Source organism: Phyllobacterium sp. K27 (assembly GCF_054796155.1).
This window is the reverse complement of sequence record NZ_CM139240.1, coordinates 2,568,443-2,595,307: the sequence shown is the minus strand read 5'-3', so window position 1 is coordinate 2,595,307 and position 26,865 is coordinate 2,568,443. Positions and strand designations below refer to the sequence as shown.

The window sequence follows — 26,865 nt, the reverse complement described above, 5'->3', positions numbered from 1 at the left end:
CTGACAGCACAATCCAGTTCAATATGCAGTAATATCGGAAACTGAAAACCATGATCATCAGTGCGAGGCGGTCGCTGGCTACGGTTGTCGGCCTCGGTATCACGCAGATCATCGGTTATGGTACACTTTTTTACAGTTTCAGCATTCTGGCGCCCGTCATCGGGCAAGAGTTCGGTCAGACACGCGAATGGCTGTTCGCTGCGTTTTCCGGGACATTGTTGATCGGCGGTGTCGTATCGCCATGGTCTGGCCGCTGGGCTGACAGGTTCGGGGCAGGGCGCGTCATGACGCTCGGCTCACTGGCTGCGGCACTCTCCCTTGTCTTTTGCGCATTCTCGACCAATTGGTGGATGTTTGCGACCGCTTTGATCACAACAGGCATCGCCACACCTTTCATCCTTTATAACACTGCCTTTGCCGTTCTCGTACAGGTCGATCCACAGCTTGCGCCGCGCCGGATAACCTATTTGACGCTGATGGGCGGCTTTTCTTCCACTCTGTTCTGGCCATTGGTGACTGCGCTTTTGCACAGCTTCACATGGCGTGAGATATTTCTGTTTTACGCAGTATTGCAAACTGGTCTTTGCTTCCCGATCCATTTCTGGTTGTCACGAATGACGCGCCGTTCGCTGAAGCTTCCACCGGACACCACGCCTCAGCCGCTCGCGAGGGGCGTTGAAGGGTCTCTACAACACCATGATCGTAGAGGCGCGCTTGTGCTTTTGGCGGTAGGCTTTTCGCTGACGAGCTTCGCGCTTTCATCAATGCTGGTTCATTTTGTACCAGTGCTCGGCGCGGTTGGTCTTGGTGCTTCGGCAGTTTTCGTTGGAACGATGTTTGGTCCGGCTCAGTTCGCAAGCCGTCTCATCAATATGCTTCTGGGTGGCCGGTTCTCGGCGATGATCATTACGATCATTTCCACTGCGATGATTCCGCTAGCCTTCATGATGTTGTTGCTGCCTTCATCCATCCCAATCATTGCCGGCGCAGTCTTGTTCGCCATCCTGTTTGGCATGGGCTCAGGATTAAACAGTATTGTGTTGGGGACACTGCCCTTGGCGCTGTTCGGTCATCAGGGCTATGGTGAAATTCTTGGCAAGATCACATCTTCCCGTCTGATCGTGTCCTCGGTAGCGCCATTTATTTTCGCAACTCTGCTTGAACATTTCGGCCCGACGACAGCGCTTCTCGTCGTTGCAATCGTTGGTACGCTCGGCGTCGTCACCTTCGTTGTGGTGGCACGGCTCGTCAAACGTTCAACAAATTGATGCGATTGCCTTGCCGATCGTCGTCGCGACGGCAAGGCTGCGATCCCGCTCTTCATCGTTCCCATCTTCATCATGCCATGAGGCGGACAGGCACGCATGCGTCATGCCGAACTCAAGATAATCTTTGCGATCTCGCTTGAAAACGTCTTCGAAAATCTTCGCCATTGAGGCAACACGTTTGGGATCAGTGCGCAGATCAGTCCGTTCCACCGGATTATAGAACATATTGGCTGCGTCATAGGCCGGGTCGCCCAGCAACGCCTGCGGGTCAATGACAAGCCAGCCGCGTTTGCCGAAAAGGATATTTTCGTGGTGTATATCGCCATGCAGGGGTTGGATATCCCGCTGGTTGTCCAAAAGGCGGTCGGCAATGGCGGCCCCTTCTACAAATATGCTTTGTTTACCAGCCTTTTGGTCTTTCTCAGCCTTCTTGAACAGGCTGGAGAACTGTCTGCGCAACGGCACAAAATCCGGCGAAACGGGCTTATGACTGCGAAAGGTTTCCTGCAATCGCAAGAAAACATCGGTGAAGACCAATGTCGCTGATTCATCGCCACGTTCGTTCAGATGATCGAGAAGGGTCCGCGAGCCGCCATATTCGAGCAGCAGATTATTGTCTTTTTGTCTGAGGACGCGCACACAGCCGTGGCCGTCATGCCATTGCAGATAGTGCGTGCCACGCAATTCGTTTTCCATGCCGGTCGCGTTCAACTGTTTGACAACAGCCTGCTCACCATTTTCCAACCGCACCATGATGATGCGGCTGGTATGGGTTTCAGTGAACAGCTCCGGTTCTAAAAGACGCCATTCGGCTGGCAGACTTTGCAATGTCAACGAGCCCAAAGTTGTGCTATCCCTTTATAATCATGGATAATACCATCGGCATGCACGAGAACCATATTTTCTGCCTGCGATTGAGCCACCAGCATCCGGTCGAATGGATCAGAATGACTCCAGTCCAGATTTCCTGCCATCTCCGCATGATGTAGTGAAATCGAGAGCGGCAAAAACCCGTTGCGTTCGATTGCGGAAGTGGCCGGCCCTGTAAAGTGCAATTTTCCCTTGGCGCTTTTAATGGCAATTTCCCAGACAGAGGCTGCACTAATATAAATCTGGTTATCGGGATTGGCGATAGCAGTGCGCACTTCTGAACCGAGCTGATCAGCACCACTATCCCACCAGAGAAACGCATGTGTATCCAACAGAAGATTCATTACTGGCCTTCGTTGAATAATGCCGCGATTTCGGGATCAACCGCGTCGAAGTCCTCTGCGATATATGTAATCCCAAGGGCATGTGCAGGCACGCGCGGCTCAGTTTGCTTGTGCAGGGGGCCGAGCAGCGCAAGTGGTATGCCGTTCTTTGCTATAATCACTTCCTCGCCGGAAGCAGCACGGTCTACCAAGCTGGAAAGATTGGTTTTTGCATCATAGAGATTGACGTGATTCATGGCCAGCTCCTAACCAAGTTAACCAACAATCCATAACATGATTTGACGTGATTGGTCAACTTGGTCAAGCGCACTTAGCGACCCAACATGAGATCAAGGTTCTGCACTGCTGCGCCCGAAGCGCCTTTGCCGAGATTGTCCAGCAGCGCCACGAGGTTGACCTGGCCGGAGCCTTCTGTGCCAAACACATAAAGCTTCATAATGTCCGTATCGCGTAGCTCTTCAGGGTCGAGACGGGGCAGGGTGGCGCTTGTCTCAAGTGGCACAACCTGCACAATGTGCTGGCCTTCATAATGGGCGACCAGCGCGGCGTGAATGTCAGCCATTGAAGCGCCACCATTCAGGTCGCCCGTATGGATCGGCACCTGCACAATCATGCCTTGGGCAAAGCGGCCAACGCTTGGGCTGAAGATCGGCTTGCGGTCGAGACGACCATGCATCTGCAATTCCGGCACATGCTTGTGCTTGAGTGGCATGGCATAGAGAAAATGGTTGGCGGCGATATGGTCCGGTGCATCAGGATTTTCCATCTGCGCGATCATCTGCTTGCCGCCGCCCGTATAGCCGGAGACTGCGTTGACCGAAATCGGATAATCGGCAGGCAATATACCAGCATCGCGCAAGGGGCGGATCAGCGAAATCGCGCCGGTCGGATAGCAACCGGGATTGGCAACAAGCCGCGCTTGCGCGATCTTTCCGCGCTGCGCATTATCAAGTTCCGCAAAGCCATAGGCCCAGTCAGGATGTACGCGGTGCGCTGTCGCCGTGTCGATGATCTTCGTGGAATTGTTTCCTTCAAGGATCGATACCGCTTCCTTTGAAGCCTCATCCGGCAGGCAGAGAATCGCTACATCCGCAGCCTTCAGAAACTCTTCGCGCAAATCCTTGTTGCGCCGCTCGGCTTCAGGAATGGAGATTACTTCGAGGTCATCGCGCCCCGCAAGCCGCGTGCGGATTTGCAAACCTGTGGTGCCGTGTTCGCCGTCGATAAAGATTTTGGGTTTCATGGAAATGCCCTTGGATGCTTTGAATTCAGATAGTTAGAGAGAAAAGCGGATTCAATATGGAAGGTTGGCAGAAAAGCCGTGCGTGGTTTGCCCTTCGACAAGCTCACCATGAGGAAAGTGAGTTGGTTGCAAGGAGTTATTTCCAGCAATGCTCACTAATTGCAATCAGTCCACATTCCTCATGGTGAGCTTGTCGAACCACGCATAACGTCCTTGCCATACTTATCGTCGGTTGGCCTTTTGTTCGGCCAATATACCTAAGTAATACATCGCTATTGTGGCACCGGCGATTGCTGTCACATCCGCATGATCGTAGGCGGGCGCAACCTCCACCACATCGGCACCGACAATATTAAGTTCGGTCAGATGACGCAGTACCGAGAGAATCTTTGCCGACGAAGGGCCGCCTGCAACGGGCGTTCCGGTCCCCGGTGCAAATGCCGGATCAAGGCAATCAATATCGAATGTCAGGTAGACCGGCTTGCCGGCTGTGCGCGCGATGATCTGCCGGGCAATTTCCGCTGCCGAAAGTACCTCGACCTCGTAGCCATAGACAATCTTGAGGCCGCAATCATCCGGTGCATGGGTGCGGATGCCGACCTGAATCGAGTGCGCGGGATCAATCACGCCATCGCGCGCTGCACGGCCAACAAATGAACCATGATCAATGCGCTTGCCATCATCATACCAGGTGTCCTGATGGGCATCGAACTGCACGAGCGCAACCGGTCCATGTTTCGCCGCGTGGGCTTTCAGGATCGGCCATGTCACGAAATGATCGCCGCCGAGCGAAAGCAGAAATGCGCCCGATTTGATGATTTTGGCCGCTTCTCTCTCGATTGTGGCAGGTGTCTTTTGATGATTGCCATAGTCAAGTAGACAATCGCCATAATCAATTGCCGCCAAATCTTCGAACAGATCGCGCTGGAAAGGGTATTGCGGGTCATTGTCAAAGATTGCCGAGGCGCGGCGTATTGCCTGGGGACCGAAACGCGCCCCGGGCCGGTTGGAAACAGCAGCATCAAATGGAATGCCCCAGACCACGGCCTCTGCCCCATTGAGATTCTTGGTGTAGCGTCTGCGCATGAAGGACAGCGCTCCCGCATGGGTGGGGTCGGTGGCAGCGCTGGTCAATGTGCGTGCTGTAAAAGCATGATCGATGGTTTTCGATGGCATTGGATTTCTCACTCCGGGAGCACAACGTTTATCTCCCCCTTGGTGGGGGAGAAAGGATTTTCTTGAATTTAGCTCTCTTTGCTAAATTCTTAGAAAATTCAAGAGAGGGGGTAGTTCAAGAAAGTAAATCCCCTCTCTTGCGATTTCTAACACTTAGCAAAGGGGCTAAGATGTTGAAATCGCGTTCTCTCCCACAAGGGGAGAGATAAGGGTGGCAAGATTTTCGCTTATCAACCCATCTCAGCGCAACAAAAAAGCGGACCCGAAGGCCCGCTTTCTGTTCTGTCCGTATAAAGCGATATTAGCGCTTCGAGAACTGGAACGAGCGACGGGCTTTCGCCTTGCCGTACTTCTTGCGTTCTACAACGCGGCTGTCGCGTGTAAGGAAGCCGCCCTTTTTCAGAACACCGCGCAGCGCAGGTTCGAAATAGGTGAGGGCCTTGGAAATGCCATGACGAACAGCACCGGCCTGACCGGAAAGACCACCACCGGCAACAGTAGCGATGATGTCATACTGACCAGCACGGTTGGCGGCAACGATTGGCTGTTGCAGGATCATCTGCAGAACCGGACGAGCGAAATATGCAACATATTCCTTGTCGTTGACGAAAATCTTGCCGGAACCTGGCTTGATCCAGACGCGAGCTACCGCATCCTTACGCTTGCCGGTTGCATATGCGCGGCCCTGGGCATCGAGCTTCTGGACATGAACGGGTGCAGCAGCCTGCGTTGATGCAGCAGCTGTACCGAGTTCTGCGAGCGAGTTGAGCTCAGCCATTCTTATGCGCTCCTTTTGTTCTTGGAATTCAGCGCGCCAACGTCGAGGACTTCAGGTGCCTGCGCTTCATGTGGGTGGTTGGAACCGGCATAAACGCGCAGGTTCTTCATCTGGCGACGGCCGAGCGGTCCACGTGGAACCATGCGCTCAACTGCCTTTTCAACAACACGCTCAGGAAAACGGCCGGAAAGCAGCTGACCAGCTGTACGTTCCTTGATGCCGCCTGGGTGACCGGTGTGCCAGTAATAAATCTTGTCCGAAAGCTTCTTGCCTGTGAAGGCAACCTTGTCGGCATTGATGATGATAACATTGTCGCCATCGTCAACATGCGGGGTGAAGGTAGCTTTGTGCTTGCCGCGCAGGATGTTTGCGACGATGGTGGCGAGACGACCAACGACGAGATCCGTCGCGTCGATCAGGATCCACTTTTTCGTCACATCTGCCGGCTTCTGTGTGAAGGTAGCCATTTGTGTTGTCCTTGAGATCATCCTTCATAAAAGAAGGCTTTTCTTGTTGCTTGGGTTGTGAAGATCATTGAAATCCACACAACAATGAAAAACGGCGGGAACCCCCACCGCAGTCATGCGTCTCAATAAAGGCTCAAATGGAGAGCGTCAAGTCGTTAGTTTTGGCATGTAATTTAAATACATTAGTAAAATCAAGGACTTGTAAGAAAGGTATTATATTACCACATCTCGGCGCGCTGTTTTTGCAGCTTGCAACCGGACGTTGGTTGCGATATGTGATCTATTGCATCACATTCGGAGAATGATCCGAAGTTTTCGCCATAAGGGGTTGAAGGTTTTCTTTGAAACGGGTTCCACACGAGGGATCAACGCTGCGCATGTGAAGCGGTTGTCTCGTATGCTTGCCTTTCTGGATCGCGCCTCCGTGCCGGATGATCTCTCTATACCGGGCTGGAGACTTCACCGGCTTCAAGGGTCCTTGGACGGTTATTGGTCGATCTCGGTCAGCGGAAATTGGCGTATCATATTCAGGTTCATCGAAAGCGATGTCGAATTGGTCGATTATCTGGATTATCATTGAGGACTAATGACATGGGACAATTCAATCCCCCGCATCCAGGTGAAACTCTCTTGGAGGACGTTTTGCCGGCGCTTGCCATAACCACGACTGAACTTGCCCGGCGGCTGGGCTTTGCGCGGGAAACACTATCCCGCATCATGCACGGCCATGCACCTATAAGCCCCGACCTTGCAGTTCGCTTGGAGCGTGCAGGCATTGGCAGGGCAAAGGTTTGGCTCAGTGTGCAGACTGATTACGATTTATGGCAGGCGGAACACCGCGAGCAGCCACCTATCGAACGTTTTGCCAATCTGGCTTAGTTAGGAAGAATGCTCCCGGAATAAGCGCATTCTTCCCTCATATCAGCCATCCAGCCCGTCAAATAGCGCCGTTGATAGATACCGTTCAGCGAAAGAGGGGATGATGATAACGATATTCTTGCCTCTGTTCTCCGGACGCTTGCCGACTTCAATCGCCGCTGTCAGCGCAGCGCCCGAGGAAATACCCACCGGCAGGCCTTCAATACGCGCGACCAGCCGCGCATTCGCAAAGGAATCCTCATTCGAAACCTGTATGACTTCATCGTAAATATGCGTGTCGAGCACACTCGGTGCAAAGCCAGCGCCAATCCCTTGAATTTTGTGTGGTCCGGGATTGCCGCCCGACAGCACGGGCGAATCCTTTGGCTCAACCGCGATGATCTGCACGCTGGGTTTACGCTGTTTCAGCACCTGACCAACGCCAGTGATCGTCCCGCCGGTTCCAATTCCGGAAATGAGAATGTCGACGCTCCCGTCCGTGTCGTTCCAGATTTCCTCAGCTGTCGTCTTGCGATGAATTTCGGGATTGGCGGGATTGTCGAATTGGCCGGGAATGATTGCGTCTGGCGTGGTTTCGACGAGTTCATTGGCTTTGGCGATAGCGCCTTTCATGCCCTTCGCGCCTTCCGTCAGCACCAGCTCGGCCCCGAGCAGCTTGAGCATTTTTCGGCGCTCGACGGACATGGTTTCCGGCATGGTGAGGATAAGGCGATAGCCCTTGGCGGCAGCGGCAAAGGCCAGCGCAATGCCTGTATTGCCTGATGTCGGCTCCACAAATACGGTCTTGCCGGGAACAGCCTTGCCTTGATCTTCCAGTGATTGGATCAGGGCGACACCGATACGATCCTTGACGCTGGAAATCGGATTGAAGAATTCGAGCTTGCCCAAGAGATTCGCAACGACACCGTTTTCCTTGGCAAACTTGTCGAGGCGCACGATTGGTGTGTCACCGATAGTATCGACGATGGAGTTGTAGATACGGCCACGGCCCGGCTTGCGTAGCGTGTCGCTGCTCATGATGTTCTCCCGAAATTGATGTTGTTCTGCACGCGATCTTATGGCCCTTGGCGGAAAATTCATAGTCGGGCACATGCACAAACGGAAGCATGAATGGAAAATTAAACTAATAATCCGCATCTATTAGAATACAAATCCGGGTTAGCCGGCGCGTCCTGCAATTGCCAATGCTGCGCCAGCCATAAAGGCAGCGGCAGTGCGGTTCAGACGCCTTAATGCGCGGGGTGAAGCCAGAAGACCGCGTGCCTTGGCAGCCAGCGCAAGATAGGGCACGAGCACAATCATCAACACGATCACCGTTATGACCGCCAGAATGGAATAGTCTCCCAATGTGATCGACTCCAGATCAACAAGCGTCGGTGTCAGCGCGATGTAGAAAAGCATGGTTTTCGGGTTGCCAAGCGTGAGCGTCAGTCCAGCCAGAATCGCGGAGATGTTGCCGCCGCGACTTTTCTTTGCTTCAATTCTTTCGGTTGAAATGCCAGTCGTCCACAGCTTCCATGCCAGATAGCTGAGATAGGCAACGCCAGCCCATTTGATGATCAGGAACAATGTACCGAATGTCTGCGCCACAACCGCAAGGCCGAGCACGACCGCAGTAAGATAGGTAAGGTCGCCGAGCACAAGTCCGATGGACATGAACAGGGACGAGCGGAAGCCAGATCCCAGCGCTCGTGCGACAAGAGCAGTCACGCCCGGGCCGGGAATGGCAGCGGCAATAGCGAGTGCGCCCGAATAGGCGATAAAACCTGCAAGTGTCATGGTGAAAGCCCGGTAGTGGTGATCAACGCGCCGAACATAGCCTCGCATGGAAACACTGTCTATTGGCTGATTTCAACAGTATTTATCAATTTCTTTGATGATTGTGGGGGCGGTGCATGAGGGCCGAGAGTGCTACAACCGGCGATGCCGATTATCTCTCCCCTTGTGGGAGGCCGAAGGCGGCGAGACCCGTGGCTCGCCCGTAGGGATTTTCTTGGGTTTAGCTTTGTTTGCTTAATCCATAGAAAATCCAAGAGAGGGGACTATTCTGACTCATCGTGCACTATCCCCTCTCTTGTGATTTCTAGCACTTAGCAAGAGCTAAGATGCTGAAATCACTTTCTCCCCCGCAATGGGGGGAGATAACTAGCGCCTACCTTGAAATCCCACCTCAAATCCCATAGTTTAGAATTATTCTAATCTAGATGTTTGCTATGCTCAGCCGTTTCTTTGGTAACCGTCGCCACGATCTCTCCTCTCTTTCGGAACAGCAAATTCTCGCCCTTGCCATTTCCTCTGAAGAGGATGATGCGCGCATCTATCTCGCCTATGCCGATGGCTTGCGTGATGATTTTCCGCAAAGCGCCAAAGTGTTCGAGGATATGGCGGAGGAGGAAAACAGGCATCGTCAGGCACTCATCGATCTGCATATCGAGCGATTTGGCAGTCGCATTCCATTGATCCGCCGCGAGCATGTGCGTGGCTATATTGAGCGCAAGCCTGACTGGCTCGTCCGTCCGCTTGGAATCGACAAGGTGAGGGAGATGGCTGAAACCATGGAGGGGCAGGCCTATCGTTTTTATATGGAGGCAACAAAACTCGTCACCGATGCCTCGACCCGTAAATTGCTGGGCGATCTGGCTGCTGCCGAAAAAGCCCATGAATCGCTCGCGCATCGCCTTGGCCTGCAACATGCGCCTCTTGATGTGCAGCAGGAGGAAAGGCAAACGGAGCGTCGTCAATTCCTGTTGACCTATGTCCAGCCAGGTCTGGCTGGTCTCATGGATGGTTCAGTTTCCACCCTCGCTCCAATATTTGCCGCCGCCTTTGCCACGCAGGATACCTGGCAGACGTTTCTCGTCGGCCTGTCTGCATCGCTTGGTGCGGGTATTTCCATGGGCTTTACTGAGGCGGCACATGATGACGGCAAACTGTCCGGGCGCGGTTCACCGCTCAAGCGTGGTCTTGCCAGTGGTCTGATGACCGCGATCGGCGGTCTCGGTCATGCCCTGCCTTATCTCATCACGAATTTCTGGACCGCAACGGTGATCGCCGCGCTGGTGGTCTTCGTTGAGCTTTGGGCAATTGCATTTATCCAGCACAAATATATGGAAACGCCATTCTTCCGCGCTGCAATTCAGGTCGTGCTCGGTGGCAGTCTGGTGCTGGCCACGGGCATATTGATCGGCAACGCGTGACGCTCTATCGGAGAGCTAAAGAACTTTTGGCATGAAGGGAGTGCGTGCTTCGACAAGCTCAGCATGAGGGAGGTGGTCTGATTGAATGGAGGTGCTATTCTGTTATGTGGAAAATACTGCAATCATTAACTTCCCTCATGCTGAGCTATCCTGAGCTTGCCGAAGGGCGAAGCACGCAAAGCAGAAAATTTGAGGCGAGCATCAGCCTCGTGGCGGGATTGAATAGGTTGCCGTTGCATGGGCAACAAGCTCGCCGCTGGTCACGCTGGTGATTGCAATATCCACAACGGCCAAACGCTTGCCGAGTTTCAGCAGCGTGGCTTTGGCTTCCACCGGGCCGATCTCCGGTTTGCGCAGGAAATTGATATTGAGATTGGTTGTTACCGCCAGAGCGACAGGACCAATTTGCGCAAGAATGGCGACATATGCAGTGATGTCAGCCAGTGCAAACAGGGTTGGCCCCGAAACTGTGCCGCCGGGGCGTAGGTGCTTCACTGTCGGGTCTAGCCGCATCACAGCATAGCCGTCAGCAGCGTCGGTTACTGTGTAAGCAATGCCATCCGTGTTAACCTGCGGAAACTCAGTTTCCAGAAAGGCGGATAGGGCTTTTACATCCATTCTTACGGCCAATATCGCCTCCCTTGCTGTTTTGTTTACACTTAGGCTGTTACTATTGAGGCTGCTTGATCTTTGCAAGGATGGGCCGTTTTATGAAGCCGCCAGGAATAGTTGTCACCTCTGTTTTGCTCACCGTGGGATATGCAGGTTTTTTTGCCACGCGGCCTCCGCCTCCCTTGGCGCCCGTCATCGAGCGTTATCAATTGCCGGAGCGGGCCGTGGCCTTGAATGAGAAGCTTGTGACCCGCTTCCTTTATGGCTATGCACCCGTTGCCGCCACAGCGCTCGAACTTGATGACGACGGCGAAGCATCCGGCCGGATTGCAATACTTGATGCGAAAGCGCAAGAATTTGGTTTTGCCAGCTATGCCGATTGGCTCGACACAAACAACACGATCATGGTGACCTATCATTGGGCCACCCATCCACAGCCGCAACAGGAAGTGGAAAAGGCGATTGCGTCGATCCCCACGATGGTTAATCTATCTCCAGAGCAAAAAGCAGAAGCCATCAACGGATTGAAAAGCGGTCTGACCCAGGTTCAAAATTCCAGACCATCACTGCAAAACATCGTGATTGTAGAGCGTCATTTGCGCTCGTTGAAGCCGTTCTATAATCAATGGGCACGACAACAATAAGTAATGACGCCTGATAAATAACGAGGAATCCCATGGGAGAAGTGCACGCCATCCGCAAGGAAGGGTCGACCGGTCCTATTGTCGGCTATGAGTTGTCAGAAGGCATTTTGCGTCTGACAATGCAGAACGCTCCGGCGAACGCTCTTTCGATTGCGATGATGCAATTGCTGTTGGAACATCTTCAATCGGCGAGGGAAGACAAGACAGTTCGCGTTATCATTATCGATTCATCGTTGAAATTATTCTCCGCCGGTCATGATCTTAAAGAGCTTTCGAGCCATCGCCCGGATGATGATCGCGGTCGTGCCTTCTTCGAGAAGACAATGCGCCTTTGTGCCGAGTTGATGCAGGCGATTGTAACCCACCCAAAGCCAGTGATTGCAGGCGTTGACGGACTTGCAACTGCTGCGGGATGTCAGCTCGTCGCCTCATGTGATCTTGCTGTCTGTTCGGACAAATCGACCTTCTGTACGCCGGGTGTCAATATCGGACTTTTTTGTTCGACGCCGATGGTTGCACTGTCACGCAACGTATCGCGCAAACAGGCCATGGAAATGCTGCTGACCGGCGAAACAATTGATGCTTCCACTGCGCGAGAGTTCGGGTTGGTTAACCGGGTCGTGCCACAGGAATATCTGAATCAGATTGTCAGGAAATATGCGCAAGCCATTGCTGCCAAATCACCTTTGGTGCTAAAAATCGGCAAGGAAGCATTTTACAAGCAGGCGGAAATGGACCTTGCAAGCGCCTATGATTACACGGCGCAGGTCATGGTCGAAAATATGCTGGCCCGAGATGCCGAAGAGGGCATCAGCGCCTTTATTGAAAAGCGTAAACCAGAATGGACGGGCGAGTGAGCTTTATGGATCACGACCATTATCCCGACGATTATATTCGCAGCATTCTCTCGTCTGTTAAAACTATCGCCATGGTGGGTGCTTCAGCCAATGAAGTGAGGCCGAGCTTCTTTGTAATGAAATATCTTTTGGCCAAGGGCTATAAAGTTATCCCTGTTAATCCGGGACAAGCAGGCAAGGAAATTCTCGGGCAAATGGCCTATGCGCGTTTGGCGGATATTCCCGATCCCATTGATATGGTCGATGTGTTTCGTGCTTCCGATGCTGTCCCTGCCATTGTCGATGAAATTCTGGCGTTAAACCCTTTGCCGAAAGTCATCTGGACACAACTTACGGTACGTCATGATGAAGCTGCGCGAAAAGCGGAGGCAAGTGGAATTCAGGTGGTCATGAACCGTTGCCCGAAAATCGAATATGCGCGCCTTTGTGGTGAGATCGGATGGAGCGGGGTGAACTCGCGGGTGCTTTCTTCCAAAAAACCTGTCTTGGGAAAAGGCTTTCAAAGTTTTGGCTTAAACCGGTCAAAGTGAGCGGACAGCTCCGACCTGCTCGATGTTCTGAAGCGCGTTGGCGAGACGAAATGGATTTTACTGCAAGACGTAGGTGTTTCGCAGAAAAATCGCTGAAAATGACTGAAGAATTAAAATCTAAAGATGCAATTTAGTTGTGGTCGGTTGAGGCTACCAAATTGTGCGGATTGAAAAATCTTTCCTTGGCGGGGGGCAGACTATCCCATAGCTTGCCTCCATCAACTGCTTTGGAGGAAATAGAATATGGCAAATCGCGCACCCGGAATTGAAACATTGGCGATTCACGCCGGAGCACAACCGGATCCGGCAACCGGGGCGAGAGCCACTCCGATCTACCAGACCACTGCTTTCGTTTTCGACGATGCTGATCACGCTGCCTCTCTCTTTGGCCTCAAGGCCTTCGGCAATATCTACACGCGAATTACCAATCCAACCAATGCTGTATTGGAAGAACGTGTTGCAGCACTTGAAGGCGGCACCGCTGCACTCGCGGTTGCATCAGGTCATGCGGCGCAACTTTTGGTTTTCCACACGCTGATGCAACCTGGAGACAATTTTGTTGCTTCCAACAAGCTTTACGGCGGCTCGATCAATCAGTTCGGTCAGTCATTCAAGTCTTTTGACTGGCGCGTTCGCTGGGCTGACGGCACGGATCCAGCTGCTTTTGAAGCTCAGATCGACGAGCGCACGCGTGCAATTTTCATTGAGAGCATTGCCAATCCGGGCGGTATCATTTCCGACATTTCCGCTATTGCGGAAATTGCCCATAAGCGCGGTATTCCACTCATCGTAGACAACACTTTGGCATCACCCTATCTCATTCGACCAATCGAGCATGGTGCTGATATTGTTATACATTCCGCCACGAAGTTCCTCGGTGGCCATGGCAATTCCATGGGCGGCGTCATCGTTGATGGCGGCACGTTTGACTGGTCGAAGTCTGGCAATTACCCACTGCTTTCCGAACCTCGTTCGGAATATAACGGCATTGTTCTGCACGAGACTTTTGGCAATTTTGCCTTTGCCATTGCTGCGCGGGTTCTTGGCCTTCGCGATCTTGGTCCAGCTCTTTCACCCTTCAATGCATTCCTGATTGCGACTGGTATTGAGACTTTGCCCCTGCGCATGCAGCGTCATGTCGATAACACGCTTGAAGTCGCGAAGTGGTTGAAATCTCATGAGAAAGTCAGTTGGGTGAGTTATGCGGGATTGCCGGATGATCCTTATAATACGCTTCAAAAGAAATATTCGCCCCATGGCGGCGGTGCTGTTTTCACATTCGGCCTGAAAGGTGGTTATGATGTGGGTGTGAAGCTGGTTGAAAATCTTGAGCTTTTTTCGCATTTGGCAAATATTGGCGATACAAAGTCGCTGGTCATTCACCCGGCCTCAACCACCCATCGTCAATTGGGCGACGCGCAGAAGACAGCTGCTGGCGCTGGCCCAGACGTTGTGCGCCTGTCGATTGGTATTGAGAACCTCGCAGATATTATCGCTGACCTGGATCAGGCCCTAGCAAAAGTGTAAGCCTATGAAAAAACTTGTTAAAATAGATATTGGTGCCATCGACCCAGAGCACGGCGCGCCGAATCCGGATCGCATCATTTCCGGTGATCCGCAGTTCCGAACCTGGAACTGCGATGAATCTGACGGTGGTATTTATGCCGGGATTTGGGAGGCTACGCCCGGCAAATGGCGCATCGCTTATGATGAATGGGAGTACTGCCACATCCTTTCCGGGCGATCGATTATTGCCGAGGATGACGGTGAGGAGTGGCATATTGGAGCTGGCGATAGTTTCGTGTTGCGTCCGGGTTTTCGCGGAACTTGGGAAGTGCTTGAAACCACGCGCAAAGAATATGTGATAAGACTTTGACGAATGATAACAGGTTCGCTAGCTTCGCTGAAATTCAGTAAAAACAGAGTCTTATCATGAAAATCACAATCGTCGGCGCGGGTATTGGCGGCCTGTCAACGGCTTGGTCTTTGACCAAGGCGGGGCATTCCGTTACCCTTGTTGAACAAGGTGCTATTCCCAATCCACTGGCCGCATCGGGCGATCATCACCGTATTATAAGGCGCGCCTATGGCGCTGCTGGCGGCTATGCCAATGCGATCTCCGAAGCCTATGAGGCGTGGGACGAATTGTGGGCGGATATTGGTGCTGTCCATCTGGATTCACGCGGCTTTATCGCCGTATCACGCGAGGCTGGGGACGAAGCAGAAGAATATCGGGAAGGCCTGGAGCATGGCGGCTATCCCATTGAAATATATGATCCTGCTGAAGCTTTGAAGCGCTATGCTTATCTGGAAGAGGGGACGTTTAAATATGCGTTCTTCTCGCCGGAAGGTGGGGCTTTGCACTGCAAGAAGATCGCAACTGACATGCTGCGTTGGCTGCGTGAAAATGGTGCGGAAGTCCTTGAAAATACGCAAGTTATCGCCGTCGATACTGAAAATGGTGGCGTTACCACTTCAGATGGCTCAAAGATCATAGCGGACAAGGTCATTGTGACGGCTGGTGCGTGGGTCACGAAGTTGTTTCCGGACATCACTGCGCATTTAACAACTTATCGCACTGCCGTTGTCTATCTTGAACCTCCAGCAGACCTAAAAGCCGCATGGGATGCGTCTCCTGTGGTTCTTGATGTCGGTGGGCGTACAGACGGCTATATTCTCCCCCCAAGTGGCGGTGGTGGCTTGAAGTTTGGCTCCGGCCTTCACAAGCGCGAGACACCCAGTGCTGACCTTGATCGCGTGCCGGTCGATGGGGAAGGTGAAGCTATTCGTGATCTTTTCGCGCCGCCTTTAAAGCGTCTTGCCGAATACCGCGTTACCAACATTGTCACCTGCGCTTACACTTTCACCTCCGATGAACGCTTTTTTGCGACAGAAATGGGCAAATGCCTCGTTGTTTCGGCCTGCTCAGGGCACGGCTACAAGTTTGGCGCAGCAGTTGGCCGACGGATCGCGCAGACCATCGAGAATGGTGACGTACCACTGTTAAAGCGTTGGTTGAGAGCCGAAACGCACTGATCTCGGGCCATTTGCCTCGATATTGAACCGGCATCCTGGCGCGAACATCTTGCGGAAACGGGTGCCAACACCCTATGTAACGAATCCTTGTTCCACGAATCTGAGGCGGTACCCGCCCCGTATTCTCTTAAAAGCTGAGGCCCACCGATGAGAGATCCAATCGAAACAGCTATGAATCTTGTTCCAATGGTCGTCGAACAGACCAATCGGGGCGAGCGGGCCTATGATATCTTTTCACGCCTGCTAAAAGAACGCATTATTTTTATTACCGGACCGATCGAAGATGGAATGGCGACGCTGATTTGCGCGCAGTTGCTGTTTCTTGAGTCGGAAAATCCGAAAAAAGAAATCAATATGTACATCAACTCGCCCGGCGGTGTGGTAACATCAGGCATGGCGATTTACGATACCATGCAGTTCATTCGCCCCGCCGTATCGACCCTTTGTTTTGGTCAGGCTGCATCAATGGGGTCGTTGCTGCTGACCGCTGGCGAAAAAGATATGCGTTTCGTTCTTCCGAACGCCCGTATCATGCTTCATCAGCCATCCGGTGGTTTCCAGGGGCAGGCTTCGGATATTGAGCGTCATGCGCAGGATATCATCAAAATGAAGCGCCGCCTCAATGAGATCTATGTTAAACATACAGGTCAGGACTACGAGACAATCGAGCGTACGTTGGACCGCGATCACTTCATGACGGCGCAGGAATCACTTGATTTCGGATTGGTCGACAAGATGTTTGAATCGCGTGCGGCGGTTGAAGGCGAGACAAAGTAATCGGCTAAATTGCTCGCTTGGGTCAAAAATGAACTTTTTTTGACCCAAGTGGGGATTTTCTGCCACATATGCGGCTTGCATAGAGGCGAGCAGACGCTACGTTAAGTTATTGGTGAGTTTGCGGAGCTTATTCTACCAATAATTGATCGAATCACTTCCAACCAAAGGGAGTGGCGGCCCCCGGAAGTGGAGGGGTCGATACTGAAAGGAAACTGCAATGAGCAAAGTCAGCAACGGCGGCGGCGATTCAAAGAATACGCTTTATTGCTCGTTTTGCGGGAAGAGCCAGCACGAAGTTCGCAAGTTGATTGCGGGTCCGACTGTTTTCATCTGCGATGAATGCGTGGAATTGTGCATGGACATCATCCGCGAGGAAAACAAATCCTCGATGGTGAAATCTCGTGAAGGCGTCCCGACGCCGCAGGAAATCATGGCTGTTCTGGATGATTATGTCATCGGTCAGAACCATGCCAAGCGTGTTCTATCTGTCGCGGTCCATAACCACTACAAGCGGTTGGCCCACGCATCGAAAAACAATGAAGTCGAACTGGCGAAATCCAACATCCTTTTGGTTGGTCCTACCGGTTGCGGCAAAACATATCTGGCGCAATCGCTTGCCCGCATCATCGACGTGCCATTTACAATGGCAGACGCGACGACGCTGACGGAGGCGGGTTATGTCGGTGAAGATGTCGAAAACATTATTCTGAAGCTGCTTCAGTCCGCCGACTACAATGTCGAACGGGCGCAGCGCGGTATCGTTTATATTGATGAGGTCGACAAAATCAGCCGCAAGTCGGACAATCCTTCCATCACGCGTGACGTATCGGGCGAGGGCGTTCAACAGGCTCTGCTGAAGATCATGGAAGGTACTGTCGCTTCCGTGCCGCCGCAGGGTGGCCGCAAGCATCCGCAGCAGGAATTCCTGCAGGTGGATACGACGAATATTTTGTTCATCTGTGGTGGTGCATTTGCCGGGCTCGACAAGATCATCTCCGCTCGCGGTGAAAAGACGTCGATTGGCTTCAGCGCAGCAGTCAAAGCACCCGATGATCGCCGTGTTGGCGCAATCTTCCGTGAACTTGAGCCCGAGGATCTGTTAAAGTTCGGTCTCATCCCCGAATTTGTGGGTCGTCTGCCTGTTATTGCAACGTTGGAGGATCTCGATGAGGTCGCTCTGGTGCAAATATTGTCCGAACCAAAGAATGCTCTGGTGAAGCAGTATCAGCGTTTGTTCGACATGGAAAATGTCGAACTGACGTTCCATGAGGATGCATTGAAGGCAATCGCAAAGCGCGCGATCGCTCGCAAGACAGGTGCTCGTGGTTTGCGCTCGATCATGGAGAAAATCCTGCTTGATACGATGTACGAACTGCCGACGCTTGATGGCGTTCAGGAGGTTGTCATCTCGGGCGATGTGGTAGAGGGCAATTCACGCCCGCTTTATATCTATGCTGAACGCAAGGAAGAAAAAGGCAATGTTTCCGCGTAACTCTTCGGAAATAGCGCAAAATAACGAGGAGCTCCGCGTCGTGCGGAGCTTTTCTGTTTTCAAAACTGTGTACGGCGTCGCAAAAGATTGCGCTCCATCTATCCGGAGCGCAGGATAGATTACGATTCTGTGAAGATGCTTGGAATCTGGTGACTTGAAACGGAAGAGTCGCCACTCCAAGTAATAGATAAGCCGCATAACTGGTAGTACGCCGCTCTAGCATGAACCCGGGATTGGAGTTCTTTCCCTTCCATTTTCGGAAAACCATGCAACCAAAGGGTACCCGGACGCGGTGATCTGGCCGAATGGCCTGAGAAAGGACATAGAAATGACGGTTGCAAGCAAGAAGACACTGGCGGGTGGTGAGAGCGGGCTTTATGCCGTTTTGCCGTTGCGCGATATCGTTGTCTTTCCTCACATGATCGTCCCACTCTTCGTTGGACGCGAAAAGTCAATTCGCGCACTGGAGGAAGTGATGGGCGTCGACAAGCAAATCCTGCTTGCCACACAGAAAAACGCTGCGGATGACGATCCCCAAGCCGACGCTATCTATACGGTTGGTACAATCGCCAACGTCTTGCAATTATTGAAATTGCCGGACGGTACAGTCAAAGTGCTGGTGGAAGGTATTGCTCGCGCTGAGATTACAAGTTTCAGCGATCGCACAGACTATCATGAAGCCAATGCCACGACGCTGGTTGAGCCCGAAGAGGATCCGGTTGAGGTTGAGGCGCTGGCCCGCTCTGTGGTGTCGGATTTTGAGAATTATGTAAAGCTCAACAAGAAGATTTCGCCTGAAGTTGTTGGTGCCGCCGGTCAGATCGAGGATTATTCGAAGCTCGCCGATACGGTTGCGTCGCATCTGGCAATCAAGATTCCTGAGAAGCAGGACATGCTGTCCATTCTTTCCGTGCGTGCACGGTTGGAAAAGGCGATGTCGTTTATGGAGTCTGAAATTTCGGTTCTACAGGTGGAAAAGCGTATCCGTTCACGCGTCAAGCGTCAGATGGAAAAGACCCAGCGCGAATACTATCTGAACGAGCAGATGAAGGCCATTCAGAAGGAGCTTGGTGACGGCGAAGACGGTCGTGACGAAGCTGCCGAGCTGGAGGACCGCATCAAAAAGACGAAGCTTTCGAAGGAAGCTCGTGAAAAGGCCAATGCCGAGCTCAAGAAGCTGCGTCAGATGAGCCCGATGTCTGCTGAGGCAACGGTTGTTCGCAATTATCTCGACTGGTTGCTGTCCATTCCATGGGGCAAGAAGTCGAAGGTCAAGAACGATCTCAACCTTGCGGATGAAGTGCTGGACGCCGAACATTATGGTTTGGACAAGGTCAAGGACCGTATTGTCGAGTATTTGGCAGTGCAGGCTCGTTCGACCAAGATCAAAGGCCCGATCCTTTGCCTCGTTGGTCCTCCCGGTGTTGGCAAGACGTCACTGGCCCGTTCGATTGCCAAGGCAACCGGCCGCGAATATGTCCGTATGTCGCTAGGCGGCGTGCGTGATGAGGCTGAAATCCGCGGTCACCGCCGCACTTATATTGGCTCCATGCCCGGCAAGGTCATTCAGTCGATGAAGAAGGCAAAGAAGTCCAATCCACTCTTCCTGCTCGATGAAATCGACAAGATGGGTCAGGATTTCCGTGGTGATCCATCTTCCGCATTGCTCGAGGTGCTCGATCCGGAACAGAACTCAACCTTCATGGATCACTATCTTGAGGTCGAATATGATCTCTCGAATGTGATGTTTGTAACGACTGCCAATACGTTGAACATTCCAGGTCCTTTGATGGATCGTATGGAGATCATTCGTATCGCCGGTTACACCGAAGATGAGAAGCTGGAAATTGCCAAACGGCATCTGTTGCCCAAGGCAATCCGCGATCACGCTCTGCAGCCGAAGGAGTTCTCGGTCTCTGAGGATGCCATCCGGGCTATTATCCGCAGTTATACGCGGGAAGCCGGCGTCCGTAGTCTTGAACGTGAGTTGATGAAGCTTGCTCGCAAGGCAGTCACGGAGATTCTGAAGTCCAAGAAGAAATCAGTGAAGGTGACGGCAGCCAACATTGATGACTATCTCGGTGTCGAGAAATTCCGTTTTGGCCAGATCGATGGCGAAGATCAGGTTGGTGTGGTTACAGGGCTTGCCTGGACTGAGGTGGGCGGCGAATTGCTGACCATTGAAGGCGTCATGATGCCCGGCAAGGGCCGTATGACTGTCACAGGTAATCTTCGTGATGTGATGAAGGAATCAATCTCGGCGGCGGCATCCTATGTCCGCTCCCGAGCCATTGATTTCGGAGTCGAGCCACCTTTGTTTGATCGCCGTGATATCCACGTGCATGTGCCGGAAGGTGCTACGCCGAAGGATGGCCCATCAGCCGGTATTGCGATGGTGACAGCCATTGTATCGATACTGACTGGTATCCCGGTTCGCAAAGACATTGCCATGACTGGTGAGATCACCTTGCGGGGCAGGGTGCTACCTATCGGCGGGCTGAAAGAGAAGCTCTTGGCTGCCTTGCGTGGTGGCATCAAGACAGTTCTCATTCCGGAGGAAAATGCCAAGGATCTGGCGGAAATTCCGGACAATGTGAAGAACGGCCTTGAGATCATTCCGGTTTCGCATGCAAACGAAGTTATCAAGCATGCTTTGGTACGCCAACCGGAACCGATTGAGTGGACTGAACCGGCTCATGTTCCGACGCCTGCCGTCGAAGATGACGCCGCTGCACAGATCGCGCATTAGCATCTGACAAGCTCAGAAAAGGCCGGGTAAGCCATTGCCCGGCCTTTTTGATTCCTAGGCTATCCTCCAAGCCCTGACGCACGCTGACGGCCTGCTGTGCCTTCCAGCGCGGTGGAAACAGCGTCGTGCCAGTCGGCGGCGATGAAACATGCCCAGGCGAATCGCCGAGGTATGTGATCTTGTGCATCTCTAGGCGATCGACAACAATGTGGATTGTCGATCAAAGAGGTTGCTGTTCGGTGGAGTGTTGCATTCACGAATGCCGGATTTTCCCCAAATCAAACCAATCCAAGCCAGCTGCGAGGCCATCTTGTAACATTCTAATCTTGGGGAAGGGAATGGTGGGCGATGAGAGACTCGAACTCCCGACATCTTCGGTGTAAACGAAGCGCTCTACCAACTGAGCTAATCGCCCTTCACAGGGTGTGTTCCGGAGCGTTTAGGCGTTTCGAACGATAATGGCAAGAGGGGATGTAGCACTTTTATGAATTGTTTGAAGAGTTTTTCACAATCGCATTTTTCATGGCTACTTGCGCTTGACACTCTCCCGCGAACCCCTTAAACGACCGCTCACGCCGGACAAATTGTTCGGTACGAAAGTGCGCGGGTGTAGCTCAGTTGGTTAGAGTGCCGGCCTGTCACGCCGGAGGTCGCGGGTTCGAGCCCCGTCACTCGCGCCACTTTTCCCCTAGACAAATCAAAATCTTGTTTGCCTACCGGAAAAGTGGCGGGCCCCGCTGCTTTTGCTATTTGATGACCCTGTGAACAATGACTTGGAAATGATAGACCGCATTGTCACAGTTTCGATTTTGCCGCTCATGCCTGAATATCCCAGCTAAGCAGCGAGCAGCTCTCGCTTCAAAAGTTCTTCAAGCCAGTCGGCGAAGACCTGCAATCGTCCGGAGAGGTGCTGGCGATGGGGATAAAGCAAGGTCATAGGCATGGGAGCAGCCCGATATCCCGGCAAAACTTCGACAAGATCACCCGCATCGATATGGGACCGAACATCGTAGGCTGGTATTTGAATGAGTCCGAGACTTGCCAGGCAACAGGCTATATAGGCTTCGGCGCTGTTGACGGTGACACGGCTGGGCATTTGCAGTGCGCATTGCTCGCCATTTTCAAACCATTCCCATTCCATTGTACGTCCGGAAGAGGGTGAGGCGTAATTTACCGCCCAATGAGAAGTCAGTTCGACAGGAGAAACAGGAACACCAAACCGTTTCAGATATTCAGGGGTGGCAACATTTATTAGCGGTAATGCGCCGATTGTTCGCCCTATCAAGCTTGAGTCGTTGAGCGGTCCGACTCGCAATACGCAATCAATGTTGTCTTCCACAAGATCGACTGCGCGATCCGTGACGCCAAGATCGATGTGGATTTGTGGATATTGGTTAAGGAAGTCCGGGAGTGCTGGTGCAATAATCAAGCGCCCGATGCGACCTGGTACATCGATTCTGAGCTTGCCCGATGGCCTGGCTGCTGTTTGTTTGAACAGGTTTTCAGCGTCCTCAACGTCAGAAATAAGCCGCTGGCAGCGATCATAAAATACAGTGCCATCGTGAGTAGGGGATACCTTGCGTGTGGTTCTATGCAGAAGGCGGGCGCCGACTCGTCTCTCGAGTTCCACAATTGCCGCTGACACCGAGGAACGTGGAACGCCGAGCGTGTCCGCAGCGCGTGTGAAGCTTGAACACTCAACGACCCGAGAGAAAACGCGGAAGAGGTCAATACGGTCCATTGCTGTCGCTTTCATTGTTCGGAAATTCTGACAGGTGATGTCCAATTCTCCAGCTTTATCCAAAAAATCTAGCCTATATCCTTGATGCCTGAAAGCCCCGCATAACGCGGGTCGCATTAAAGGAGGTCGACTATATGCCCGATCACGGTATCAAAGGAAAAACTGTCATTATCGCTGGTGGGGCGAAAAACCTTGGTGGGTTGATCGCTCGCGATCTGGCCGCGCATGGGGCCAAGTCAGTTGCTGTGCACTACAACAGTTCGGCAACGAAGGCAGATGCGGATGCTACTGTCGCTGCAATCAAGGCTACGGGTTCGAATGGAATGGCGTTTCAAGCGGACTTGACCACCGCAGATGCTATGGAAAAGCTTTTCGACGATGTGGTCGATGCAATGGGGCGTCCCGATATTGCCATCAACACCGTAGGAAAGGTGTTGAAGAAGCCGATCGCAGAGATTTCGGAAGCTGAATATGACGAGATGAGCGCGGTTAATGCCAAAACGGCATTCTTCTTTCTCAAGGAGGCGGGCAAAAATCTCAACGATAACGGAAAGATTTGTACGCTTGTTACCTCTTTGCTGGGCGCATTCACACCGTTTTATGCAGCCTATGCAGGGACCAAGGCTCCAGTGGAGCACTTTACACGGGCAGCTTCAAAGGAATTTGGTGAGCGGGGCATCTCGGTGACGGCAATTGGTCCAGGCCCTATGGACACACCGTTTTTCTATCCCGCTGAAGGTGAAGATGCTGTCGCTTACCATAAAACGGCTGCTGCCCTTTCAAAGTTCTCCAAGACGGGCCTCACTGACATAGAAGATATCGTGCCTTATATCCGTTTCATGGTTTCGGAAGGCTGGTGGATGACTGGCCAGACCATTCTCGTAAATGGTGGCTATACGACGAAATAAGATTGGTTTTGTTCAGGCGGCCATTTGGGGCGGCCCGGTTGCGCACCTCCGGCATGGGTGCCGGAGGATTTTCTATGCAGCCATGCCCAATAAATTTTAATTAGATTTAATCATGGTCGGTAAAGGCCGATTAAGCAATAAAACCAGATAGTTTTCAGTAACCATCTCCATTAAGGACCGCGCAATTCCTGCCGATTTATGGTCATGGCGGGTCAACAAAAAATAATTCAAAGTCAGTTAAACAGGACAGGCAAATGAAAACTCTCTTTACTCGTTTCCTTAAGGACGAATCCGGCGCAACTGCAATCGAATACGGTCTTATCGCAGCCCTGATTTCCGTTGCAATTATCGGTGCAGCGTCAACATTGGGTGACAGCGTTAAAACGACTTTTTCGAACGTCACCGGCAATACGGATACACCAACTCCAGCCAAGTAATATCGATTTTTGGCGCCAGCCAGAGTGGCTAAAGGGTCTAAAGTGAACCAGACTGTCCTCCAGCAGTCTGGTTTTCATTTTGATCCCTATCTACAATCATCTCATCACAATGATCTCTCGACCGTGGTTCCGTTTAGGTGTATAGCGCACGCCCATTGCAGCTATTTTTAACCGGACCCAAGAATATGGAAGAATTTCATAAAGTTCGCCGCCTCCCGCCTTATGTTTTCGAGCAGGTTAATCGCCTGAAGGCCAGTGCGCGAGCCGCGGGTGCGGACATTGTTGATCTTGGCATGGGCAATCCGGATCTTCCTACCCCCCAGAGTGTTGTCGACAAGCTTTGTGAAGCCGTGCAAGATCCGCGTACGCATCGATACTCCTCGTCAAAGGGCATTCCAGGTCTACGCCGCGCGCAGGCCGCCTATTACGAGCGCCGTTTCGGGGTGAAACTTAATCCGGACACACAAATTGTAGCGACTCTCGGCTCGAAGGAAGGCTTCGCCAATATGGCGCAGGCTATTACTGCGCCGGGTGATGTCGTTCTTTGTCCGGACCCGACCTATCCGATCCATGCTTTCGGTTTCATCATGTCAGGAGGCGTTATTCGCTCGATTCCTGCAATGCCTGATGATCATTTCATCCCGGCTCTGGAACGCGGCATCCGCCATTCGATACCCAAGCCACTGGCTTTGATTTTGAATTACCCATCCAATCCGACAGCCCATGTTGCTTCACTGGATTTCTACAAGGATGTCGTGGCGTTTGCGCGAAAGAATGAAATCATCATTCTTTCGGATTTGGCCTACTCGGAAATCTACTTTGATGGCGCACCGCCGCCCTCAGTATTGCAAGTTCCTGGAGCGATGGATGTCGCAGTTGAGTTTACCTCAATGTCGAAGACCTTTTCCATGCCTGGCTGGCGCATGGGATTTGCAGTTGGCAATGAGCGGCTGATTTCCGCACTGACGCGGGTCAAATCCTATCTGGATTACGGTGCATTTACACCTATTCAGGTCGCAGCTGCTGCTGCCTTGAACGGTGACGGCTCGGATATTGCCGAAGTTCGCGCTATCTACAAGCATCGCCGAGATGTGTTGGTGGAAAGTTTCGGCCGTGCCGGTTGGGACATTCCAGCTCCTGCGGCGACAATGTTTGCCTGGGCACCGATACCTGAGAAGTTCCGTAGCCTTGGCTCATTGGAGTTTTCCAAGCTTCTGATTGAGCATGCGGATGTTGCTGTTGCGCCAGGTATCGGTTTTGGCGAACATGGCGATGACTATATCCGTATTGCTCTGGTTGAGAACGAACATCGTATTCGTCAGGCTGCCCGCAGTTTGAAGCGCTTCCTCAGCACTGCTGATGAAAAGCTTCATAACGTTATTCCCCTGAATGTGCGCCGTTAGACTGGCGTAGACCGAAGCGGAATTGGCGGCGCTATCTGGCGCCGCATCAATGAAAATCCAAGGAAGTGAACGATGAGTGAAGCGCTGCGCGTAGGAATCGCCGGACTGGGTACTGTTGGTGCATCGGTCCTGAAAATTTTGCGGGACAAAGGTGAAATGCTCACCCGTCAGTGCGGAAAGCAAATCATCGTCACGGCAGTATCAGCGCGTGATGCTAAGCGTGATCGCGGTGTGGATTTTTCGTCTGCCACGTGGTTCAACGATCCAGTTGAGCTGGCCAAGTCTAACGAGATCGATGTTTTTATCGAGTTGATCGGCGGCGATGAGGGGCCTGCGCGAGCTGCCGTCGAGGCTGCTCTTAAATCCGGCCGTCACGTTGTCACTGCAAACAAGGCTCTTCTAGCAAAGCATGGTGTCTATCTCGCGAAGATCGCCGAAGAAAAAGGTGTGCTCTTAAACTTTGAAGCAGCCGTAGCCGGCGGTATTCCAGTGATTAAGGCGCTTCGTGAATCGTTGACAGGCAATACTGTATCGCGCGTTTACGGCATCATGAATGGCACGTGCAATTATATTCTGACCAGAATGTGGGACGAGGGCATCTCCTTTGAGGATTGTCTCGCGGATGCGCAGCGCCTCGGCTATGCGGAAGCTGATCCAACCTTCGACATTGAGGGCAACGACACAGCACACAAGCTCGCAATCCTGACCAGCCTTGCATTCGGAACGCAGATTGCTGCTGATGACATTTATCTTGAAGGTATCAGCAATATCTCCCTGGCCGACATTAAAGCTGCTGACGAACTTGGTTACCGCATCAAATTGCTCGGTGTTGCCTTGAAGACTGAAAGCGGCATCGAGCAGCGTGTGCACCCCACTATGGTCCCGGTTGAATCCGTTATTGCGCAGGTGCATGGGGTTACCAATGCCGTTGCAATTGAAACTGACCTTCTTGGCGAGTTGTTGCTTTCCGGACCGGGGGCCGGTGGGGCGGCGACTGCATCTGCTGTCATTGGCGATCTGGCCGATATCGCAAAAAGCCGGCCAGGATTTCAGCATGGTCCGGTTTTCAGCACACCCGCAAAGGCACTGGCACCTTACAAGCGCGCTAAAATGCGTGCTCACGAAGGGGGGTATTTTATTCGTCTTACCGTCCACGACCGGGCGGGAGTGTTTGCTGCAATAGCCAAACGCATGGCAGATAATGATATTTCTCTTGAGTCGATCGTGCAGCGGCAAAGTGCCGATAGCCAGCCTGAAGCGACCAAAACCGTCATTCTGGTAACGCATGAAACGACGGAAGCAGCGGTCAAAAAAGCGCTGGATGGGATCGTTAAGGATGGTCATGCAACCGACAAACCCCAGATGATTCGTATTGAAAGAGCAGGCTAAAAACCGGCATTCCCCGTTTAATCGATTAGCTTTTTCAGCAAGTGGCTTTTCTTCGGTTTAAGCCCTTG

Annotated in this window: 28 protein-coding genes and 2 tRNA genes; 18 read left to right on the top strand and 12 right to left on the bottom strand. The window is 52.4% G+C overall.

Annotated elements, in window-relative coordinates:
• The first annotated feature begins 50 nt into the window (after nucleotides 1-50).
• Entirely contained in the window at nucleotides 51-1,268 is a 1,218-nt protein-coding gene (gene arsK, locus ACYJL1_RS12695; RefSeq protein WP_460895716.1) for an arsenite efflux MFS transporter ArsK, read from the top strand.
• Here the strand turns inward: arsK and ACYJL1_RS12690 are convergent.
• From ACYJL1_RS12690 to rplM, 7 genes are all read right to left on the bottom strand, one after another.
• Nucleotides 1,257-2,111 (bottom strand): aminoglycoside phosphotransferase family protein, encoded by an 855-nt coding sequence (locus ACYJL1_RS12690; protein WP_460895715.1) that lies wholly within the window; start codon nucleotides 2,109-2,111, stop codon nucleotides 1,257-1,259. The genes arsK and ACYJL1_RS12690 overlap by 12 nt on opposite strands.
• The gene (locus tag ACYJL1_RS12685) at nucleotides 2,099-2,482 is read right to left on the bottom strand and encodes a type II toxin-antitoxin system VapC family toxin (RefSeq protein WP_460895714.1); all 384 of its coding nucleotides are present in this window, start codon (nucleotides 2,480-2,482) and stop codon (nucleotides 2,099-2,101) included. The genes ACYJL1_RS12690 and ACYJL1_RS12685 overlap by 13 nt, the downstream gene beginning before the upstream one ends.
• Entirely contained in the window at nucleotides 2,482-2,718 is a 237-nt protein-coding gene (locus ACYJL1_RS12680; protein WP_460895713.1) for a type II toxin-antitoxin system Phd/YefM family antitoxin, read from the bottom strand. Before ACYJL1_RS12680 ends, ACYJL1_RS12685 begins: the two co-directional genes overlap by 1 nt.
• Before the next feature lie 74 nt (nucleotides 2,719-2,792).
• Complete coding sequence (argC, locus tag ACYJL1_RS12675) at nucleotides 2,793-3,725, bottom strand: N-acetyl-gamma-glutamyl-phosphate reductase (RefSeq protein ID WP_460895712.1); 933 nt, start codon at nucleotides 3,723-3,725, stop codon at nucleotides 2,793-2,795.
• A gap of 222 nt (nucleotides 3,726-3,947) precedes the next feature.
• Nucleotides 3,948-4,901, bottom strand: a complete 954-nt coding sequence (speB, locus tag ACYJL1_RS12670) for an agmatinase (protein WP_460895711.1) — start codon at nucleotides 4,899-4,901, stop codon at nucleotides 3,948-3,950.
• 301 nt (nucleotides 4,902-5,202) lie between these two features.
• On the bottom strand, nucleotides 5,203-5,679 hold the full coding sequence (rpsI, locus tag ACYJL1_RS12665) for a 30S ribosomal protein S9 (protein WP_460895710.1): 477 nt from the start codon (nucleotides 5,677-5,679) through the stop codon (nucleotides 5,203-5,205).
• 2 nt (nucleotides 5,680-5,681) lie between these two features.
• Nucleotides 5,682-6,146: a 50S ribosomal protein L13 gene (gene rplM / locus ACYJL1_RS12660; RefSeq protein ID WP_115051695.1), complete on the bottom strand. Its 465-nt coding sequence runs from the start codon at nucleotides 6,144-6,146 to the stop codon at nucleotides 5,682-5,684.
• 301 nt (nucleotides 6,147-6,447) lie between these two features.
• Here rplM and ACYJL1_RS12655 point away from each other — a divergent pair, with 301 nt between their 5' ends.
• Together ACYJL1_RS12655 and ACYJL1_RS12650 are read left to right on the top strand one after the other, a co-directional pair.
• Nucleotides 6,448-6,726 (top strand): type II toxin-antitoxin system RelE/ParE family toxin, encoded by a 279-nt coding sequence (locus ACYJL1_RS12655; RefSeq protein WP_460895709.1) that lies wholly within the window; start codon nucleotides 6,448-6,450, stop codon nucleotides 6,724-6,726.
• A gap of 11 nt (nucleotides 6,727-6,737) precedes the next feature.
• The gene (locus tag ACYJL1_RS12650; protein ID WP_460895708.1) at nucleotides 6,738-7,025 is read left to right on the top strand and encodes a HigA family addiction module antitoxin; all 288 of its coding nucleotides are present in this window, start codon (nucleotides 6,738-6,740) and stop codon (nucleotides 7,023-7,025) included.
• Nucleotides 7,026-7,067: 42 nt separating this feature from the next.
• Here ACYJL1_RS12650 and cysK read toward each other — a convergent pair whose 3' ends face one another.
• Together cysK and ACYJL1_RS12640 are read right to left on the bottom strand one after the other, a co-directional pair.
• Nucleotides 7,068-8,042, bottom strand: a complete 975-nt coding sequence (gene cysK, locus ACYJL1_RS12645; protein WP_460895707.1) for a cysteine synthase A — start codon at nucleotides 8,040-8,042, stop codon at nucleotides 7,068-7,070.
• Between the two features lie 141 nt (nucleotides 8,043-8,183).
• Nucleotides 8,184-8,804, bottom strand: a complete 621-nt coding sequence (locus ACYJL1_RS12640; RefSeq protein ID WP_460898033.1) for a LysE family translocator — start codon at nucleotides 8,802-8,804, stop codon at nucleotides 8,184-8,186.
• Between the two features lie 434 nt (nucleotides 8,805-9,238).
• On the opposite strand from ACYJL1_RS12640, the gene mbfA reads away from it, so the two are divergent.
• Nucleotides 9,239-10,222, top strand: a complete 984-nt coding sequence (gene mbfA, locus ACYJL1_RS12635; protein WP_460895706.1) for an iron exporter MbfA — start codon at nucleotides 9,239-9,241, stop codon at nucleotides 10,220-10,222.
• A 201-nt stretch (nucleotides 10,223-10,423) separates the two neighbouring features.
• Here mbfA and ACYJL1_RS12630 read toward each other — a convergent pair whose 3' ends face one another.
• A complete protein-coding gene (locus ACYJL1_RS12630; RefSeq protein WP_460898032.1) occupies nucleotides 10,424-10,840 on the bottom strand; it encodes a PaaI family thioesterase in 417 nt (138 codons plus the stop codon).
• A 92-nt stretch (nucleotides 10,841-10,932) separates the two neighbouring features.
• On the opposite strand from ACYJL1_RS12630, the gene ACYJL1_RS12625 reads away from it, so the two are divergent.
• From ACYJL1_RS12625 to lon, 9 genes are all read left to right on the top strand, one after another.
• Nucleotides 10,933-11,478: a hypothetical protein gene (locus tag ACYJL1_RS12625; protein WP_460895705.1), complete on the top strand. Its 546-nt coding sequence runs from the start codon at nucleotides 10,933-10,935 to the stop codon at nucleotides 11,476-11,478.
• A 32-nt stretch (nucleotides 11,479-11,510) separates the two neighbouring features.
• A complete protein-coding gene (locus tag ACYJL1_RS12620; RefSeq protein ID WP_460895704.1) occupies nucleotides 11,511-12,335 on the top strand; it encodes an enoyl-CoA hydratase in 825 nt (274 codons plus the stop codon).
• Between the two features lie 5 nt (nucleotides 12,336-12,340).
• Nucleotides 12,341-12,865, top strand: a complete 525-nt coding sequence (locus tag ACYJL1_RS12615) for a CoA-binding protein (protein WP_460898031.1) — start codon at nucleotides 12,341-12,343, stop codon at nucleotides 12,863-12,865.
• Nucleotides 12,866-13,108: 243 nt separating this feature from the next.
• Nucleotides 13,109-14,392, top strand: coding sequence for an O-acetylhomoserine aminocarboxypropyltransferase (locus tag ACYJL1_RS12610; RefSeq protein ID WP_460895703.1), 1,284 nt, complete (start codon nucleotides 13,109-13,111; stop codon nucleotides 14,390-14,392).
• A gap of 4 nt (nucleotides 14,393-14,396) precedes the next feature.
• Entirely contained in the window at nucleotides 14,397-14,741 is a 345-nt protein-coding gene (locus ACYJL1_RS12605; protein WP_460895702.1) for a cupin domain-containing protein, read from the top strand.
• 56 nt (nucleotides 14,742-14,797) lie between these two features.
• Nucleotides 14,798-15,901 (top strand): NAD(P)/FAD-dependent oxidoreductase, encoded by a 1,104-nt coding sequence (locus tag ACYJL1_RS12600; RefSeq protein WP_460895701.1) that lies wholly within the window; start codon nucleotides 14,798-14,800, stop codon nucleotides 15,899-15,901.
• 147 nt (nucleotides 15,902-16,048) lie between these two features.
• The gene (locus ACYJL1_RS12595; RefSeq protein WP_460895700.1) at nucleotides 16,049-16,678 is read left to right on the top strand and encodes an ATP-dependent Clp protease proteolytic subunit; all 630 of its coding nucleotides are present in this window, start codon (nucleotides 16,049-16,051) and stop codon (nucleotides 16,676-16,678) included.
• Between the two features lie 217 nt (nucleotides 16,679-16,895).
• Nucleotides 16,896-18,170 carry an ATP-dependent Clp protease ATP-binding subunit ClpX gene (clpX, locus tag ACYJL1_RS12590; protein ID WP_008120789.1) on the top strand — a complete coding sequence of 425 codons (1,275 nt, stop codon included), beginning with the start codon at nucleotides 16,896-16,898 and terminating at the stop codon, nucleotides 18,168-18,170.
• A 328-nt stretch (nucleotides 18,171-18,498) separates the two neighbouring features.
• A complete protein-coding gene (gene lon / locus ACYJL1_RS12585; RefSeq protein WP_460895699.1) occupies nucleotides 18,499-20,919 on the top strand; it encodes an endopeptidase La in 2,421 nt (806 codons plus the stop codon).
• A gap of 339 nt (nucleotides 20,920-21,258) precedes the next feature.
• Here lon and ACYJL1_RS12580 read toward each other — a convergent pair.
• Nucleotides 21,259-21,334, bottom strand: a tRNA-Val gene (locus ACYJL1_RS12580).
• Between the two features lie 188 nt (nucleotides 21,335-21,522).
• Here ACYJL1_RS12580 and ACYJL1_RS12575 point away from each other — a divergent pair.
• Nucleotides 21,523-21,599: transfer RNA gene (locus ACYJL1_RS12575), tRNA-Asp, on the top strand.
• 155 nt (nucleotides 21,600-21,754) lie between these two features.
• Here ACYJL1_RS12575 and ACYJL1_RS12570 read toward each other — a convergent pair.
• Entirely contained in the window at nucleotides 21,755-22,660 is a 906-nt protein-coding gene (locus tag ACYJL1_RS12570) for a LysR family transcriptional regulator (protein WP_460895698.1), read from the bottom strand.
• 134 nt (nucleotides 22,661-22,794) lie between these two features.
• Between ACYJL1_RS12570 and ACYJL1_RS12565 the strand changes: the two genes are divergently transcribed.
• The 4 genes from ACYJL1_RS12565 (at nucleotide 22,795) to ACYJL1_RS12550 (ending at nucleotide 26,797) form a co-directional block, all read left to right on the top strand.
• Entirely contained in the window at nucleotides 22,795-23,568 is a 774-nt protein-coding gene (locus tag ACYJL1_RS12565; protein WP_460895697.1) for an SDR family oxidoreductase, read from the top strand.
• A 254-nt stretch (nucleotides 23,569-23,822) separates the two neighbouring features.
• Nucleotides 23,823-24,005: a Flp family type IVb pilin gene (locus ACYJL1_RS12560; RefSeq protein ID WP_460895696.1), complete on the top strand. Its 183-nt coding sequence runs from the start codon at nucleotides 23,823-23,825 to the stop codon at nucleotides 24,003-24,005.
• Nucleotides 24,006-24,190: 185 nt separating this feature from the next.
• Nucleotides 24,191-25,408 (top strand): LL-diaminopimelate aminotransferase, encoded by a 1,218-nt coding sequence (locus tag ACYJL1_RS12555; RefSeq protein ID WP_460895695.1) that lies wholly within the window; start codon nucleotides 24,191-24,193, stop codon nucleotides 25,406-25,408.
• A gap of 72 nt (nucleotides 25,409-25,480) precedes the next feature.
• Nucleotides 25,481-26,797: a homoserine dehydrogenase gene (locus ACYJL1_RS12550; protein WP_460895694.1), complete on the top strand. Its 1,317-nt coding sequence runs from the start codon at nucleotides 25,481-25,483 to the stop codon at nucleotides 26,795-26,797.
• Nucleotides 26,798-26,865: the final 68 nt, after the last annotated feature.